Here is a 15,797-nt window from a genome sequence, read left to right on the forward strand (position 1 = left end):
TGGGGTTGTTTTCGACATTTTGGTTGTCCGGGTTAGTTGTCCGGCCCGAACGGCTCGGATCAGACCTGTCCTGTCACGAAATTTGGTTTCGCCTTCGTCGCCATGGCCGAACTTGGCCCGGCCATCCCCGCCTCAGCTATCCACCTTCAGCGCGGCGATGAACGCTTCCTGCGGGATGTCGACCTTGCCGAACTGCCGCATCTTCTTCTTGCCTTCCTTCTGCTTCTCCAGAAGTTTTCGTTTACGGGTGATGTCGCCGCCGTAACATTTCGCGGTGACGTCCTTGCGCAGCGCGCGCACCGTCTCGCGGGCGATCACCTTGCCGCCGATCGCCGCCTGGATCGGGATCTGGAACATGTGCGGCGGGATCAGCTCCTTCATCTTCTCGACCATGGCGCGGCCGCGCCCCTCGGCGCGGGTGCGGTGGACCAGCATGGAGAGCGCGTCGACCGGCTCGGCATTGACCAGGATCTGCATCTTGACGAGATCGGCCGGCTTGTAGTCGGTCAGGTGATAGTCGAACGAGGCGTAGCCCTTGGAGACCGACTTCAGGCGGTCGTAGAAGTCGAACACGACCTCGTTGAGCGGCAGATCGTATTTCACCATGGCGCGGGAGCCGACATAGGTCAGCTCCTTCTGCGAGCCGCGGCGGTCCTGGCACAGCTTCAGCACGCTGCCGAGATATTCGTCCGGCGTCATGATCGTCGCCTCGATCCAGGGCTCCTGGATCTCCTCGATCTTGACCACGTCGGGCATGTCGACGGGATTGTGGATCTCGATCTCGGTGCCGTCGGTGAGCTTCATCTTGTAGATGACGCTCGGCGCCGTCGCGATCAGATTGAGGTCGAACTCGCGCGACAGCCGCTCCTGGATGATCTCGAGGTGCAACAGGCCGAGGAAGCCGCAGCGGAAGCCGAAGCCGAGCGCGGCGGAGGTTTCCATCTCGAAGGAGAAGCTGGCGTCGTTCAGCCGCAGCTTGCCCATGGCGGCGCGCAGCGTCTCGAAATCGTCGGCATCGACCGGGAACAGGCCGCAGAACACCACGGGAATCGCCGGCTTGAAACCCGGCAGCATTTCGGTGACCGGCTTCCTGTCGTCGGTGATGGTGTCGCCGACGCGGGTGTCGGCCACTTCCTTGATCGCGGCGGTGATGAAGCCGATCTCGCCGGGGCCGAGCTCGTCGACCTGCTGCATCTTCGGCGTGAAGAAGCCGACGCGCTCGACATCGTAGGCCGCGCCGGTGCCCATCATGCGCACGCGCTGGCCCTTCTTCATGGTGCCGTCGACGATGCGCACCAGCACGACGACGCCGAGATAGACATCATACCAGCTGTCGACCAAAAGCGCCTTCAAGGTCGCGTCGCGATCGCCCTTCGGCGGCGGCAGGCGGGTGACGATGGCTTCCAGCACGTCGGGGACGCCGAGGCCGGTCTTGGCCGAGATCATCACCGCGTCGGAGGCGTCGATGCCGATGACGTCCTCGATCTGCTGCTTGACCTTCTCGGGCTCGGCGGCGGGCAGGTCGACCTTGTTCAGGACCGGGACGATCTCGTGATTGTTGTCGAGCGCCTGATAGACGTTGGCGAGCGTCTGCGCCTCGACGCCCTGGCTCGCGTCGACCACTAGCAGGGAACCTTCGCACGCCGCCAGCGACCGCGAGACTTCGTAGGCGAAGTCGACATGGCCGGGCGTGTCCATCAGGTTGAAGATGTAATCCTTGCCGTCCTTGGCGCGATACGAGAGGCGCACCGTCTGCGCCTTGATAGTGATGCCGCGCTCGCGCTCGATGTCCATGGAATCGAGCACCTGCTCCTTGCCCGCCATCTCGCGGTCGGAGAGGCCGCCGGTCATCTGGATCAGGCGGTCGGCCAGCGTCGATTTGCCATGGTCGATATGGGCGACGATGGAGAAATTGCGGATGTTGGAAATGGGGACGGTCGTCATGGGCGCGGGATACCACTCACATCCCCGTGCGGCAACCATATTGCTGTATTTTCAGGGCCTTTCTTCACGCCAAGCTGATTCCAAGACGGGCCAAAACGCGCTACGCAAACGCCCCATGTCGACCACTTCTCTTCCCACGGCCAGAGCGCGGGCGAAGACCCGCTTGAGTTACGACCGCTTCCGGGCCTGGCTGGTTGCCTGCGCGATCCGGCCCGAGACGCGCCTCTGGCTGGTGATCCAGCTCGCCATCCTGCATGCGGTGCTCTGGACCTTCATCCTGATCAATCTGAAGGCGGCGCAGGACGTTCACATGGACGTCGCAGAAGCCTATGGCTGGGGCCAGAAATTCCTCTGGGGCTACGGCAAGCATCCGCCGCTGTCGGGCTGGGTGGCCGGCCTCTGGTTCAAGGCGTTCCCGGCGGCGGACTGGGCGACCTATGCGCTCGCGATGGCGACGGTGAGCGTCGGCATGGTGATCTGCTGGCTCGTGAGCTTGCGCGTGGTGGATGCGCGGCGCGCGTTCCTCGTCGTGGTGATGATCGCGCTCTACCCGATCTTCAATTTCAAGGGTTTCAAGTACAACCCGGATCTGCTGCAGCTCGTCACCTTGCCGCTGCTCGTGCTTGCCTATCTCAACGCGTTCGAGAAGCGGAGCTGGCAGTCCGGCATCTGGCTCGGGCTTGCCGGCGCCTTGGCGCTGATGACCAAATATTGGGTGCTGACCATGATCGGCGCCATCGGCCTTGCCGCGCTGATCCATCCGGATCGCGCAAGATTCCTGCTGTCGCCGGCGCCGTGGGTGGCCATCGTGACGATGGTGCTGACGATGATCCCGCACGTCGTCTGGCTGGCGGATGCGCATTTCGTGCCGCTGACCTATGCCGGCGACACCTACAGCCTCCAGGACAAAAGCGAGGTGCATCAGCTCGTCGCCGGCTACTTCGTGCATAATTTCGCGCTGCTGGCGCTGCCGGTGGCGCTCGCGGCGCTGGCCATGGCGCTGGTGCCGCCTTGGGCCAGGTTGCTGCTGCGCGCTCCCTTGCGCATCGTCACGCGTGCCTGGGCGCGCGGCGGAAATTCCGGCGTCAATCTCCCGCAGGCGCTCAACGTCTGGATCATCCAGATCATCGTCGCCTTCGGCCCGCCGCTCGGCGCGCTGGTCTTCAGCATCTACATGAAGACCGATTGGGGCATCTCGCTGTTCTTCCTGGTCCCGCTCGCGCTGGTCGCGATTCCCGCGTTGCGGGTGCAGGGCGCCGCGCTGTTCAACATCGCCGCGATCTGGCTCGTGCTCAGCGCCGCGACGCTGGCCGCCTCGCCCTGGATCGCCGCACGCGAGATGGCGGCCAATGCCGGCAACACCGCGACCTATGGCGCGCGCTCGGAGCTGGCGCGCGAACTGACCCAGGCCTGGCACGCGCGCTTCGCTTCGCGCTGGGCCGTCGTCGTGGGAACGATGGAAACGATACAGCCGATGGTGTTCTACAGCCCCGATCACCCCAGCCCGTTCACGCCGAACGAAGCCTGGGCTTCCGGGCTGACCTCGCTCGACGACGTCAAGAGATACGGCTTCATCGGCGTGTTCGATGCGACCGACGAACGCCTGCCGAAGCTCGAGAAATGGGTGTCCGAGACCGCGCCGAATGCCGAGCGCATCGTGATGACGACGCGCCGCTTCACCCACGGCAAGGCCGGTCCGTCGATGAGCTGGAACGTCTACATCGCGCCGCCGGCGAAGTGAGGATTATTGTCGTTCCGGGGCACGCGAAGCGTGAGCTACGGTGCGCATTTGCGCACCTGAGAACCTCGAGATTCCGGGGTCGATGCTGCGCATCGCCCCGGAATGACAATCGGGCCTAAGTCCCTTCCTCGTTGAACTTGCTCTCGACGAGCTCGGTGATCGCCGCGAGCGCGGCTTCGGCATCCGTGCCGGCGGCGGCCACAGTGATCGTCGTGCCGGGACCAGCGGCGAGCATCATCAGGCCCATGATCGAGGTGCCGCCGACGGTCTCGCCGCCGCGCGTCACCCACACCTGCGCATCGAAGCGCTCCACCGCCTGGACGAATTTCGCGGAGGCGCGGGCGTGCAGGCCGCGCTTGTTGACGATCAGGAGATCCTTGGAGATCGCGCCAGCGGGCACGCCGGTTCCCGCTTGTGGCGCCTCGCCACTCATTTGCCGGCGAGCACGCGGCTGGCGATGGTGACGTATTTGCGGCCCGCTTCCTGGGCCATCGCGATCGCGTCCGGCAGCGGCCGCTCCTCGCGAACCTTGGCGAGCTTCACCAGCATGGGAAGATTGATGCCCGCGAGCACTTCGACCTTGGGGCGGCTCATGCAGGATATTGCAAGGTTCGAGGGCGTGCCGCCGAACATGTCGGTAAGGATCGCAACGCCGTCACCGGAATCGACGCGATTGACCGCCTCGATGATGTCGCTTCGACAGAGATCGGAATCATCTTCGGCGCCGATCGTGATCGCTTCGATTTGCTTTTGTGGACCCATGACATGTTCAAGCGCCGCCTTGAATTCGTCGGCAAGGCGCCCGTGGGTCACAAGTACTAGACCAATCATCGGAAAACTCCTCGCGGGCGCTTTTGGTGCACCGCACGAACGCGCCACTTTGACCATCCAGAGCCCCCGCGCAAGAGGGGATGTTGCGTATCTCCCTGAATATAGACGGATGGATAAGGGGAGCTGCGCCGGTCTATTCGGTCGCGATAGTGAGGTTCATATGGTTACCATTTCCCTTCAAACAATCGCCGGAAGGATTAACGGAAGATGAACTCTTGGTAGTGGTCAAGGCCGCAACAACCAAGGGGAGGGGCGAATGGTCGCGCCCGACGGGAATTCGCGGTATTTCGACACCGGAAATGCTGGTTTTCAACGATTCCGCCGCAGGCAGGCGCTCCGCGTCGGCGGCGTCCAGATCGACCACGAGACCGACGGTCGCATGCTCCACGAAGTCGCAGCGGCGGATTCCCAGGCCCCGGATCTCGATCAGGCCGGCCAATACCGGCGCGGGGCGGACCTCAATTTCATGGCCGACTGTCGCCAGATGGACACGGTCATCACCGACCAGAACGGCCCTTTCGACCACGCCCGAGCGGCCCGCCATGATCAGATCAAAGGCAAGCCGCGACTTGCCGGAGCCCGAGGGCCCGCGGATCAGCACGGCAAAAGCCCCGACCTTGACTGCGGAGGCGTGAACGCTGGGCCCGCCATCGTTCAAACTACCTTGGCTCATAGCGCCGGCAGCCTGACCACGAAGCGCGCGCCGGCAATGGTCGGAGCGCCGTCGGCATCCAGTGGGCCGGGACGGTTCTCCGCCCAGATGCGTCCGCCATGGGCTTCGATGATCTGCTTGGAGATCGACAGGCCGAGGCCGGAGTTCTGGCCAAAACCCTGATGCGGACGGTCGGTGTAGAAACGCTCGAAGATGCGCTCCAGCGCGTCGTCGCGAATGCCGGGGCCGTCGTCGTCGACCACGATCTCGATCTCGCCACGCGCGCGGCGGCAAGCGAGGCGCACCTTGCTGCCGGCTTCCGAGAACGATTGTGCGTTGGAGAGAAGGTTGGAGACCACCTGCCCGAGCCGCGAATCGTGGCCGGTCACGGCGAAGGCGTCGGTGGGGCTGCGGCCCTCGAAGCGCGTCTCGACCGCGACGTCGTGGCCGAGCTTGGTTTCATTGGCGACTGACGCCAGCGTCGTCAGCAGGCGGCGCAGGTCGACCGGTATCGCGTCCTGGCGCTGCAATTCGGCATCGAGGCGGCTGGCGTCGGAGATGTCGGAGATCAGCCGGTCGAGCCGCTTGACGTCGTGCTCGATCACCTCGAGCAGGCGCGCGCGGCTGGTCTCGTTGCGCGCAAGCGGCAGCGTCTCGACCGCCGAGCGCAGCGACGTCAGCGGGTTCTTCAATTCATGGGCGACGTCGGCGGCAAACATCTCGATCGCCTCGATGCGGCTGTAGAGCGCGCTGGTCATGTCGCGCAGCGCGCCGGAGAGGTGGCCGATCTCGTCGCGGCGGCGCGTGAAATCGGGAATCTCGATGCGGGCCTTGATGCGGCGGCGGACGCGCTCGGCGCTGTCGGCGAGCCGGCGCACGGGCCCGGCGATCGTGCTCGCGAGCAACAGCGACAGCATGATCATGACGGCGGCGGCGACGCCGCCGACCTTCAGGATGGCGAGGCGCTCGGCGGTGACCATCTGGTCGATGTCGTCGCCTTGCGTCGACAGCATCAAGGCGCCATGGATCGCGCGCGAGCGCAGCACAGGGACCGCGACCGACACGATCACCTCGCCGCGCGCATTGACCCGCACCATCGAGCGCTTCTGGCCCTGAAGCGCGTCGCTCACCTCCGCATAGCCATTGCCGTTCTCGGGCCCGAGCTCGCGATAGAGCGGCAGGTCGCCGCGGTTCAGCCAGGTGCGCACCGCGACCATGCCGCGCTCGACGATACCGGGCTTCTCGGCCGGCGGCGGCAGGTCGTAGCGCAGCACGTTTTCGAGATTGCGGCTGTCGACCAGCAGGCTGCCGTTCGGGTCGTAGATGCGGGCGCGCGTCTTGGTCGGCGAGATCAGCGTGCGCAGCACCGGCGCCACGCGCTCCGGATTGATCGGGAAGTCCAGGGGCGAATATTCGTCTGGGCCGCCATAGGTCTCGCCCGGCTTGAGGTCGAGCAGCCGGTCGGGGTCGATGGTGATCGCGTTGGTCTGCACGGTCGCGGAGGCCGCGATCGCGCCGGCGATGATCTCGGCCTGCACCAAAAGGCTCTGCGCGCGCGCATCGATCAGGCCGGCGCGGAATTGCGACAGATACAGGATGCTCGCCACCAGCGCGACGAGACCGGCGAGGTTGAGCGAGACGATGCGGCGGGTCAGGCTCGAGAAGGACAGCGCAAAGAAGAACTGCCCGGCGCGCTTTACCCAGTTCAGCGGCCGCCAGCCCTGCGGCTTGTCATCGGCGACGTGCTCCGGAACGCCGTCGGATGCGATATCCCCGGCGCTCTGGTTTGGATCAGGCTGCGTTCGGTCAAGCAATGCTTACGCCCGCGTTAGGACAGCTTGCGAGAAGGTCCCCGCATCCTAGAGCATGATCCGGAAAAGTGTGTAGCGGTTTTCCGAAAAGATCATGCTCAAACGATAACCTGAAGCGCGATGATCTCATCGCGCTTTGGAGCGATCGCGGTCCCGATGGAATCGGAACCGGCGATGCTCTCGTCGCGAAGCTGGGTGAGCTTCAGGCTTCCTTGAAACGGTAGCCGACGCCGTAAAGCGTCTCGATCATCTCGAACTCGTTGTCGACCACCTTGAACTTCTTGCGCAGCCGCTTGATGTGGCTGTCGATGGTGCGGTCGTCGACGTAGACCTGGTCGTCATAGGCGGCGTCCATCAGCGCGTTGCGGCTCTTCACCACGCCGGGCCGGGTCGCGAGCGCCTGCAGGATCAGGAATTCGGTGACGGTCAGCGTCACCGGCTCGTTCTTCCAGGTACAGGTATGGCGTTCCGGATCCATGCGCAGCAGGCCGCGGTCGAGCGCCTTGGCGTCGTTCTCCTTCGGCGCGACGGTCGGGTCCTTCGGCGCCGACCGGCGCAGCACCGCCTTGACGCGTTCGACGAGGAGGCGCTGCGAGAACGGTTTGCGGATGAAGTCGTCGGCGCCCATCTTGAGGCCGAACAGCTCGTCGATCTCCTCGTCCTTCGAGGTGAGGAAGATCACCGGCAGGTCGGATTTCTGCCTGAGACGGCGCAGCGTCTCCATGCCGTCCATGCGCGGCATCTTGATGTCGAGGATGGCAAGATCGGGCTGGGTGGTGCGGAAGCCGTCGAGCGCGGAGGCGCCGTCGGTGTAAGTCATGATGCGGTAGCCTTCGGCTTCCAGCGCGATCGAGACGGATGTGAGAATGTTGCGGTCGTCGTCGACCAAAGCGATTGTGGGCATGAGCCTCTGCTTTCTGCTTTCCGTTTGGGTCGTGGCTTGAAACGGCGAGCAATCCAGTGATGCGCCGCATACATGGGTGCCAAAGTTGGCGTTCGAACCTTGTCACCGAGCAATGCAAGCTGGGCTGAAGTGTGACCAAGTTCCACGAAACACGGCAGATTCGCCGCGTCTCGACCCATAACCGGGCCCCGGTTTACCCGAAAAAAGGCCCCCCATGCAACCACCTGACCCGAGAAAGCCGATGCAACCGACTCGCAATTTCGACCCCGGAACGCTCGCCAAATCGCTCCTGCGGCGATCCCGGCAAGGAGCCCTGGCGACGCTGATGGTCGGCAGCGGTGATCCCTATTGCTCCCTGGTCAACCTCGCCAGCCACCCCGATGGCTCGCCGATCCTCCTGATCTCGCGCCTGGCCGTGCATACCCGGAACATCCTCGCGGACCCCAGGGTCTCGCTGATGCTCGACGAGCGCGTGGCCGGCGATCCCCTCGAAGGCGCGCGGATCATGCTGTCAGGCCGGGCGGAGGAGGCCGATACCGACAAGGATCTGCTTCAGCGGCGGTATCTAAGTGCCCATCCCTCGGCCGAGGGCTTTGTTTCGTTTAAGGATTTCTCCTTCTTCCGGATCCGACCCACGGGAACTCATCTGGTCGCGGGCTTCGGCCGGATCGTCGACCTCACGCCTGATCAGTTCCTCACGGACCTTACCGGAGCAGATGATCTGCTCGCGGCCGAAGCGAGCGCCGTCGAGCACATGAACGCCGACCATCGCGACGCCATGAATCTCTATGCAACAAAGCTCCTCGAAGCCGTCGAGGGCGACTGGCGCTGCACCGGCTGTGACCCTGACGGCCTCGACATGCAGGACGACCAAATCACACTGCGGCTGGACTTTCCCGAGCGTGTGACGGATGGCACGGCGCTGCGCAAGATGCTGGTCCGCCTCGCTGGCGAAGCGCGCATGAAGATGGACCAGGGCACCACGACTTGAACGCCGTTACCCGTCGCTGCGACCCATGACCGTGATGGTTTTCGGGCTCGCAGCGAGAGGGGTCATGACGCGTCATCGTATGGCATCGGCCGCGGGTCTGGCGCTCGCGATCACCACCTTGCTCGCCACCCCGGTCCTTGCCCGGAAGGGCGATCTCGCCGCACAGGGGGCGCGGATCAATGCGCTCAATCAGGCCGGCAAATACGCGGAAGCGTTACCCCTGGCGCAAGCCATGGTCGCGAGCCTGGAGAAGGCCAGCGACGATCGCGACCTGTCCGCAGCGCTCAACAATCTCGGCCAGGTCCATGCCGGCCAGGGCCGCGACGATCTGGCGGAGCCGGTCTACAAGCGCGCCATCGCGCTGATGGAAAAGGCGCTCGGCCTCGACACGGGCTTGATCGCGGCCGAGCTGAACAATCTCGCCGCGCTGTATCAACGCCAGGGCCGCTTTACCGAGGCCGAGCCGCTGTTCAAGCGCGCGCTCGCCGTCAGCGAAAAGAGTCTGTCGCGCGAGCATCCTGATGTCGGCCGCGCCCTGAACAATCTCGCCACGCTCTATGTGAAGCAGGGGCGCCTCGCCGAGGCTGAACCGCTGTTCCGGCGCTCGCTCGCGATCTATCAGACAGCAGCCGGGCCCGAGCATCCCGCGGTTGCGACCGTCCTGAACAATATCGGTCAGGTCGATCGCGACCTCAATCGCGACGCCGATGCCGAAGCGCCGATCAGGCGCTCGCTCGCGATCCGTGAAAAGGTGCTGGGACCGGATCATCCCGATGTCGCGCGCTCGCTCAACAATCTCGCCGGGCTCCACGAGCACCAGCAGCGCTATGCCGAGGCCGAGCCGCTCTATCGTCGCGCCCTGGCGATCCGCGAGCGTGCATTCGGACCGGATCATCCCGAGCTTGCCGCCGGCAGCGACCGGCTCGCCAGCTCGTGCGCAAGGATCAGGATCTCGCGGCCGAGTCCGAAGCGCTCGACGAGGCGATCATCGCCGCGGTGTCGAAGCAATCCGCCCAACGCGACGCTGCGGCCGAGCAGCGCAGCCGCGCGCGGATCGCGGCGATCGCGAGCGCGCGCAAAGGGTTGCAGAAGACGCTCGCCGTCGAGTTTCCCGACTATGCCTCGCTCTCCGACCCGCTGCCGCTGGCGGTGAAGGACATCCAGCCGCTGCTGTCGGCAGACGAGGCGATGGTGATCTATTCCGTCGTCGACAAGCAGAGCCATGTCGTCGCGATCACGCGCGAGGGCGCCGACTGGAAGGAGATTTCTCTCAGCGCCGATGCGCTGGCGCAGAAGGTAGCTGCTTTCCGTAAGGGATTGGATGTCGGAAAGGCGCGCGATGCCTCCGGCAAATCGGGGCTGTTCGACCTTGCGCTCGCGAGCGAGCTCTATGTCGCGCTGCTCGGCCCGGTCGAGGCGCTGACAAAGGACAAGCGCAACCTGCTGGTCGTGCCGTCGGCGGCGCTGACCGCATTGCCGTTTCATCTGCTGGTCACGGAGAAGCCGCAGGCTGCGATCCCGGACAGGCTCGAGGGCTATCGCGACGCCGCCTGGCTGCTGCGGCGTCAGGCCGTCTCGGTGCTGCCGTCGGTGATCTCCCTGAAATCGCTGCGCGCCTTCGCCCGCAGGGATCAAGGCGTCAAGCCGATGACCGGCTTCGGCGATCCCGTGTTCGACCCAGCCGCCGAAGGGCCCGCCGGCCGGCGGGCCGCGAGCGGCAAGGTCGCCGCGCGCAGCATCGCGACGATGGCCTATGCCGAGTTCTGGCGCGGCGCAGGCGTCGATCGCGCGCGGCTGGCGCAGGCGTTGCCCCAACTGCCCGATACCGCCGATGAGCTGAATGCGGTGGCGAGGGACGTCGGCGCCACCGATGCCGACATCCATCTCGGACGCGATGCCAGCGAAACGACGCTGAAGTATGCAGCGCTTGCCCAATACGGCATCATCTACTTTGCCGCCCACGGCCTCGTTGCCGGCGACGTCAAGGGATTGGGTGAGCCCTCGCTGGCACTCTCCATTCCGGATCAGCCGTCGGAGCTCGACGACGGTCTTCTCACGGCCAGCGAAGTGGCCCAGCTCAAGCTCAACGCCGATTGGGTGGTGCTGTCCGCCTGCAACACCATCGCGGGCGACAAGCCCGGCGCGGAAGCGCTGTCGGGATTGGCGCGTTCGTTCTTCTACGCAGGCGCCCGCGCGCTGCTGGTTTCGCATTGGGCCGTGGATTCGGAAGCTGCCGCCCGCCTGACCACGTCGACGTTCGCGCAGCTCAAGAACGAACCAAAGATCGGTCGTGCCGAAGCCTTGCGCCGCGCCATGTTAATCTATCTCGACGACGCTTCGTCACCGCGCAACGCCTATCCGGCGATGTGGGGGCCGTTCGCCCTGATCGGCGAGGGTGAGGTCAGGTAAGAGGCGACGCGAGGATTGTGCGTCGCAATAATCGGGAGTAACGCGCAAACGCGCATTTGGTTGCGCGATCATTCGTGATTTCGTGACGTGCCTGCTCAGAGCTGACATGCGCGACGTTTGGCGCGGTCCTTGAATAAACCAAATCCTGCGGGATCAGCTTGGCAACGCCAGCGTTCATCAGTATTAGGTCGTTCAGCCGAGGCCGAACGGCCCAATAATCACGGTGACCGCGGTGGCGCCAAACTTGGTCGCGCTGAGTGTCGCGGGTTCTAGGAGGATTCTTTCGTGCAAGAGACGGGCGTGCGCAACGGTGCCTTTGGCGCCGACAAATTCGGCTTAAAGAATCTCGAGCAGGTTCACTGGAACCTCGGTGCGCCGCAACTCTATCAATACTCGCTCGCGGCGGGTGAGGCGGTGCTGTCCGCCGACGGCGCACTCTGCGCCGACACTGGCGAGTTCACCGGGCGCAGCCCGAAGGACAAGTTCACGGTACGCGACGCCACCACCGACAAGAAGATGTGGTGGGCCGGCAACCAGTCGATCACCGCAGAGCAGTTCGAGACGCTCTACCAGGACTTCCTCAAGCACGCCGAAGGCAGGAAGCTGTTCGCGCAGGACCTCTATGGCGGCGCCGACCCGGCCTACCGGATCAAGACGCGCGTGTTCACCGAGCTCGCCTGGCACTCGCTGTTCATCCGCACGCTCCTGATCCGTCCGGAGGCGATCGAGCTGTCGACCTTCGTGCCGGAGCTCACCATCATCGACATGCCGAGCTTCCGCGCCGATCCTAAACGCCACGGCGTGCGCTCGGAGAACGTGGTCGCGATCGATTTCGCCCGCAAGATCGTCCTGATCGGCGGGTCTTATTATGCCGGCGAGATGAAGAAGTCGGTGTTCACCACGCTGAACTACTATCTGCCCGAGCGCGGCGTGATGCCGATGCACTGCTCGGCCAATGTCGGCGCCAAGGGCGACACCGCGATCTTCTTCGGGCTGTCGGGCACCGGCAAGACCACGCTGTCGGCCGATCCCAACCGCACGCTGATCGGCGACGACGAGCACGGCTGGGGCCCGAACGGCGTCTTCAATTTCGAGGGCGGCTGCTATGCCAAGTGCATCAAGCTGTCGAAGGAGGCCGAGCCGCAGATCTATGCCGCAAGCACGCGCTTCGGCGCGGTGCTCGAGAACTGCGTGCTCGACGAAGACACCCGCGTGGTCGATTTCGACGACGGCTCCAAGACCGAGAACACGCGTTCCGCGTACCCGCTCGACTTCATCCCGAACGCCTCGCGCACCGGCCGCGCGCCGCAGCCGAAGAACGTGGTGATGCTCGCCGCCGACGCCTTCGGCGTGCTGCCGCCGATCGCAAAGCTCTCGCCGGCGCAGGCGATGTATCACTTCCTCTCCGGCTACACCGCCAAGGTCGCCGGCACCGAGCGCGGGCTCGGCAACGAGCCGCAGCCGGAATTCTCGACCTGCTTCGGCTCGCCCTTCCTGCCGCTCGACCCCTCGGTCTACGGCAACATGCTGCGCGACCTCATCGCCCAGCACAATGTCGATTGCTGGCTGGTCAACACCGGGTGGACCGGCGGCAAGTACGGCACTGGCAGCCGCATGCCGATCAAGGTGACGCGCGCGCTGCTCACCGCCGCGCTCGACGGCTCGCTTCGCAATGTCGAATTCCGCACCGACAAATATTTTGGCTTCGCGGTCCCGACTGCGCTGCCGGGCGTGCCGGCCGAGATCCTCAACCCGGTCAACACCTGGAAGGACAAGGACGAGTTCGACAAGACCGCCCGCGCCCTGGTCGGCATGTTCCAGAAGAACTTCGCCAAGTTCGAAGCCCAGGTCGATGCCGAGGTGCGTGCCGCGGCGCCGGACGTGAAGCTCGCGGCGGAGTAGATCTCTCTCTCTTGAATACGGAAGGGCGGCCGTGAGGCCGCCCTTTTTGTTTGTGGCACTGGCGCGAACCACACCCTCAGTGTCGTCCCTGCGAACGCGGGGACCCATACCGCGTGATCTATCGAGGGAGTGCGGTGCAAGTGCCAGCGAAGAAGATCACTCCGAATCTTCGCCAAACTTCTCCCTGGGTCCTCGCCTTCGCGGGGACGACATTGGGGAGAGAGTCACGCCTTGAAATACGCGATCTGCGTCGTAGTCGCGAGCAGCCTGCCGTTCGGCGACCACAGCTCGGCGTTCTGGTCGGCGTAGCTCTTGTGCATGATCTTCGAGTCGGCCGTCGCCAGCACGCGCGTGATGTCTTCAGTGGCGAGCTCCTCGCCGTCGGTGTGGAAATACGTCGTCAGCGACACCGTGCCGAACGGCACCAGCTCGCGGCGGGCATGGAAGATGCGGCCGAAGAAGGCGTCCGACATCGACATCAGCGACAGCATGTCGAGCTTGCGCGGGGTACGGTCGCTGATCCAGATCTTCGAATAGGTGCTGGCGAGCTCGGCCTGCTGCGGGCCGATCCGCATCTCGCCCTCGACGAAACGGAATTCGTACTGGTTGGCCCAGGACGCCGAGATTTTTGGAAACGGCATCGTCTCTTCGAACGGCTTTGTTTCAGGATATTGCGCCACCCGGTGCTCCCAGGACGGCCGCCGCTCGGCGAACACCGCGGTGGCGAGCGTCGCGACCTCGCCGCCGCCCTGGCTGAGCTCGACGCTCCAATGCTGGCTGGAGCGATTGGCCTTGACCAGTCGCACGTCGAGATCGAACGGGCCCTTGGCGATCGGCGCGCAGTAATTGACGGTGAGTGCGAGCGGATCGCCGGCGCGTTGCGGATGCTCGATCAGCGCGCGCAGGATCGTCGCGGCGGTGGCGCCGCCGAACGGGCCGACGAAGGCCCAGTAATCGTCGCTGGTGTGACCCTGCCAGCTGGAGTCACCGGCGGTGATGCGCGTAGCGTCGTCGAAGGGATGCGGGAGCTTGGCGTGCATTTGTGTTTCCGTCTGTCATTCCGGGGCGATGCGACGGGACCGCTTAGCGCGGCCCGGAGCATCGAACCCGGAAGTTCGAGATTCTCAGGTACGCAATTGCGTACCATAGTTCGGCTCTGCGAGCCGTCCCGGAATGACGGTCGTCATATCACAGCCATTGCCTGCCTGTGCAATTACGTATCGGGTAACGCCGCTTCCACGCCGCGGAAAATCAGCTCGCGGCGTCGCGCAGGTCCGGGAGCACGGGCGTGGTCGGGTTGACCGGCACGTTCCAGATCTCCTCGGCATATTCGCGGATGGTGCGGTCCGAGGAGAACCAGGCCATGCGCGCGACGTTGAGGATAGAGGCGCGCGTCCAGGCCGGCGAGACCAGCCAGCGCGCATCGACCGCGCGCTGCGCCTCGTAATAGGAATCGAAATCGGCGCTGACCATGTAGTGGTCGAGATAGCGCAGCGCATGCGCGATGGATTCGAAGCGGCCGGGATCGCCGGGCGAAAACTCGCCGGTGCCGATCGCGTTGATGGCGCGCTGGAGCTTCGGCGAGTTGCGGATGATGTCGGAGGCGTCCAGCCCCTGCTTGCGCCGGATCATCACGTCGCCGGCTTCCATGCCGAAGATCGCGATGTTCTCCGCGCCGACCTGGTCGCGGATCTCGATATTGGCGCCGTCGAGCGTGCCGATGGTGATGGCGCCGTTGAGCGCCAGCTTCATGTTGCCGGTGCCGGAGGCCTCCATGCCGGCGGTGGAGATCTGCTCGGAGAGATCGGCGGCGGGAATGATCACCTCGGCGAGGCTGACATTGTAGTCGGGCAGGAACACGACCTTGAGCTTGCCGCCGATCGCGGGATCGTTGTTGACGACCTCCGCGACGTCGTTGATCAGCTTGATGATCAGCTTGGCATAGCGGTAGCTGGCCGCCGCCTTGCCGGCGAAGATCTTCACCCGCGGCACCCAATTGCCGTTGGGGTCGTCCTTGATCGACTGGTACAGCGCGACCGTCTCGATGATGTTGAGCAGCTGGCGCTTGTACTCGTGGATGCGCTTGATCTGCACGTCGAACAGCGCGCCCGGGTCGACCTTGATGCCGAGCCGCTCGCCGATCAGGCGGGCGAGTTGTGTCTTGTTGTGGTGCTTGACGCTGCGGAACTTCTTCTGGAACTCGACGTCGCTGGCGCGCGCCTCGATCAGCGAGAGCTGGGTGGGATCGTCGAGCACGGCCTCGCCGCAGGTCTCGCGCAACAGGTCGGTCAGCTTCGGGTTCGCCAGCATCAGCCAGCGGCGGAAGGTGATGCCGTTGGTCTTGTTGGTGATGCGGCCGGGATAGAGGTGGTTGAGATCGTGGAACACGGTCTCGCGCATCAGGTCCGAATGCATCGCCGAAACGCCGTTGATGCGGTGCGAGCCGACGAAGGCGAGCTGGCCCATGCGCACGCGGCGCCCGCTCTTCTCGTCGATCAGCGAGACCGAGGCGCGGAAGTCGATGTCGCCGGGGCAGCGCGCCTCCGCCAGCGCCAGATGCTGCACGTTGATGCGGTAGATGATCTCGAGATGCCGCGGCAGCAGCCGCTCGA

At 64.8% G+C, this 15,797-nt stretch carries 11 protein-coding genes and 1 pseudogene; 4 read left to right on the forward strand and 8 right to left on the reverse strand.

From position 1 onward, the window contains the following. Positions 1 to 132: 132 nt before the first annotated feature. Positions 133 to 1,944, reverse strand: a complete 1,812-nt coding sequence (gene lepA, locus IC50_RS03805; RefSeq protein ID WP_035700612.1) for a translation elongation factor 4 — start codon at positions 1,942 to 1,944, stop codon at positions 133 to 135. 115 nt (positions 1,945 to 2,059) lie between these two features. Here lepA and IC50_RS03810 point away from each other — a divergent pair, with 115 nt between their 5' ends. Then, positions 2,060 to 3,685, forward strand: coding sequence for a glycosyltransferase family 39 protein (locus tag IC50_RS03810; RefSeq protein WP_035700615.1), 1,626 nt, complete (start codon positions 2,060 to 2,062; stop codon positions 3,683 to 3,685). A gap of 115 nt (positions 3,686 to 3,800) precedes the next feature. Here IC50_RS03810 and IC50_RS03815 read toward each other — a convergent pair whose 3' ends face one another. From IC50_RS03815 to IC50_RS03835, 5 genes are all read right to left on the reverse strand, one after another. Beyond that, on the reverse strand, positions 3,801 to 4,118 hold the full coding sequence (locus IC50_RS03815; RefSeq protein ID WP_035700617.1) for an HPr family phosphocarrier protein: 318 nt from the start codon (positions 4,116 to 4,118) through the stop codon (positions 3,801 to 3,803). Beyond that, positions 4,115 to 4,516, reverse strand: a complete 402-nt coding sequence (locus IC50_RS03820; RefSeq protein WP_007597752.1) for a PTS sugar transporter subunit IIA — start codon at positions 4,514 to 4,516, stop codon at positions 4,115 to 4,117. Before IC50_RS03820 ends, IC50_RS03815 begins: the two co-directional genes overlap by 4 nt. A 133-nt stretch (positions 4,517 to 4,649) precedes the next feature. After that, entirely contained in the window at positions 4,650 to 5,174 is a 525-nt protein-coding gene (locus IC50_RS03825) for an HPr kinase/phosphorylase (protein WP_035700636.1), read from the reverse strand. Positions 5,175 to 5,185: 11 nt separating this feature from the next. Beyond that, positions 5,186 to 6,982: a sensor histidine kinase gene (locus tag IC50_RS03830; protein ID WP_035700620.1), complete on the reverse strand. Its 1,797-nt coding sequence runs from the start codon at positions 6,980 to 6,982 to the stop codon at positions 5,186 to 5,188. Positions 6,983 to 7,181: 199 nt separating this feature from the next. Next, positions 7,182 to 7,883 carry a response regulator transcription factor gene (locus IC50_RS03835; protein ID WP_008542552.1) on the reverse strand — a complete coding sequence of 234 codons (702 nt, stop codon included), beginning with the start codon at positions 7,881 to 7,883 and terminating at the stop codon, positions 7,182 to 7,184. A gap of 241 nt (positions 7,884 to 8,124) precedes the next feature. Here IC50_RS03835 and IC50_RS03840 point away from each other — a divergent pair, with 241 nt between their 5' ends. The 3 genes and pseudogenes from IC50_RS03840 (at position 8,125) to IC50_RS03850 (ending at position 13,185) form a co-directional block, all read left to right on the forward strand. Further along, a complete protein-coding gene (locus IC50_RS03840) occupies positions 8,125 to 8,874 on the forward strand; it encodes a HugZ family pyridoxamine 5'-phosphate oxidase (protein WP_035700622.1) in 750 nt (249 codons plus the stop codon). 79 nt (positions 8,875 to 8,953) lie between these two features. After that, positions 8,954 to 11,283, forward strand: a pseudogene (locus IC50_RS03845) (CHAT domain-containing protein). Positions 11,284 to 11,568: 285 nt separating this feature from the next. Continuing rightward, complete coding sequence (locus tag IC50_RS03850) at positions 11,569 to 13,185, forward strand: phosphoenolpyruvate carboxykinase (RefSeq protein WP_035700623.1); 1,617 nt, start codon at positions 11,569 to 11,571, stop codon at positions 13,183 to 13,185. A 224-nt stretch (positions 13,186 to 13,409) separates the two neighbouring features. Here IC50_RS03850 and IC50_RS03855 read toward each other — a convergent pair whose 3' ends face one another. Together IC50_RS03855 and glgP are read right to left on the reverse strand one after the other, a co-directional pair. Beyond that, a complete protein-coding gene (locus IC50_RS03855) occupies positions 13,410 to 14,225 on the reverse strand; it encodes an acyl-CoA thioesterase (RefSeq protein WP_035700626.1) in 816 nt (271 codons plus the stop codon). A gap of 211 nt (positions 14,226 to 14,436) precedes the next feature. Continuing rightward, on the reverse strand, positions 14,437 to 15,797 hold a 1,361-nt coding region (gene glgP, locus IC50_RS03860), incomplete at its 5' end, for a glycogen/starch/alpha-glucan family phosphorylase (protein WP_035700628.1).

It is taken from the genome of Bradyrhizobium genomosp. I (2014) (assembly GCF_000261685.1).
Lineage (GTDB): Bacteria > Pseudomonadota > Alphaproteobacteria > Rhizobiales > Xanthobacteraceae > Bradyrhizobium.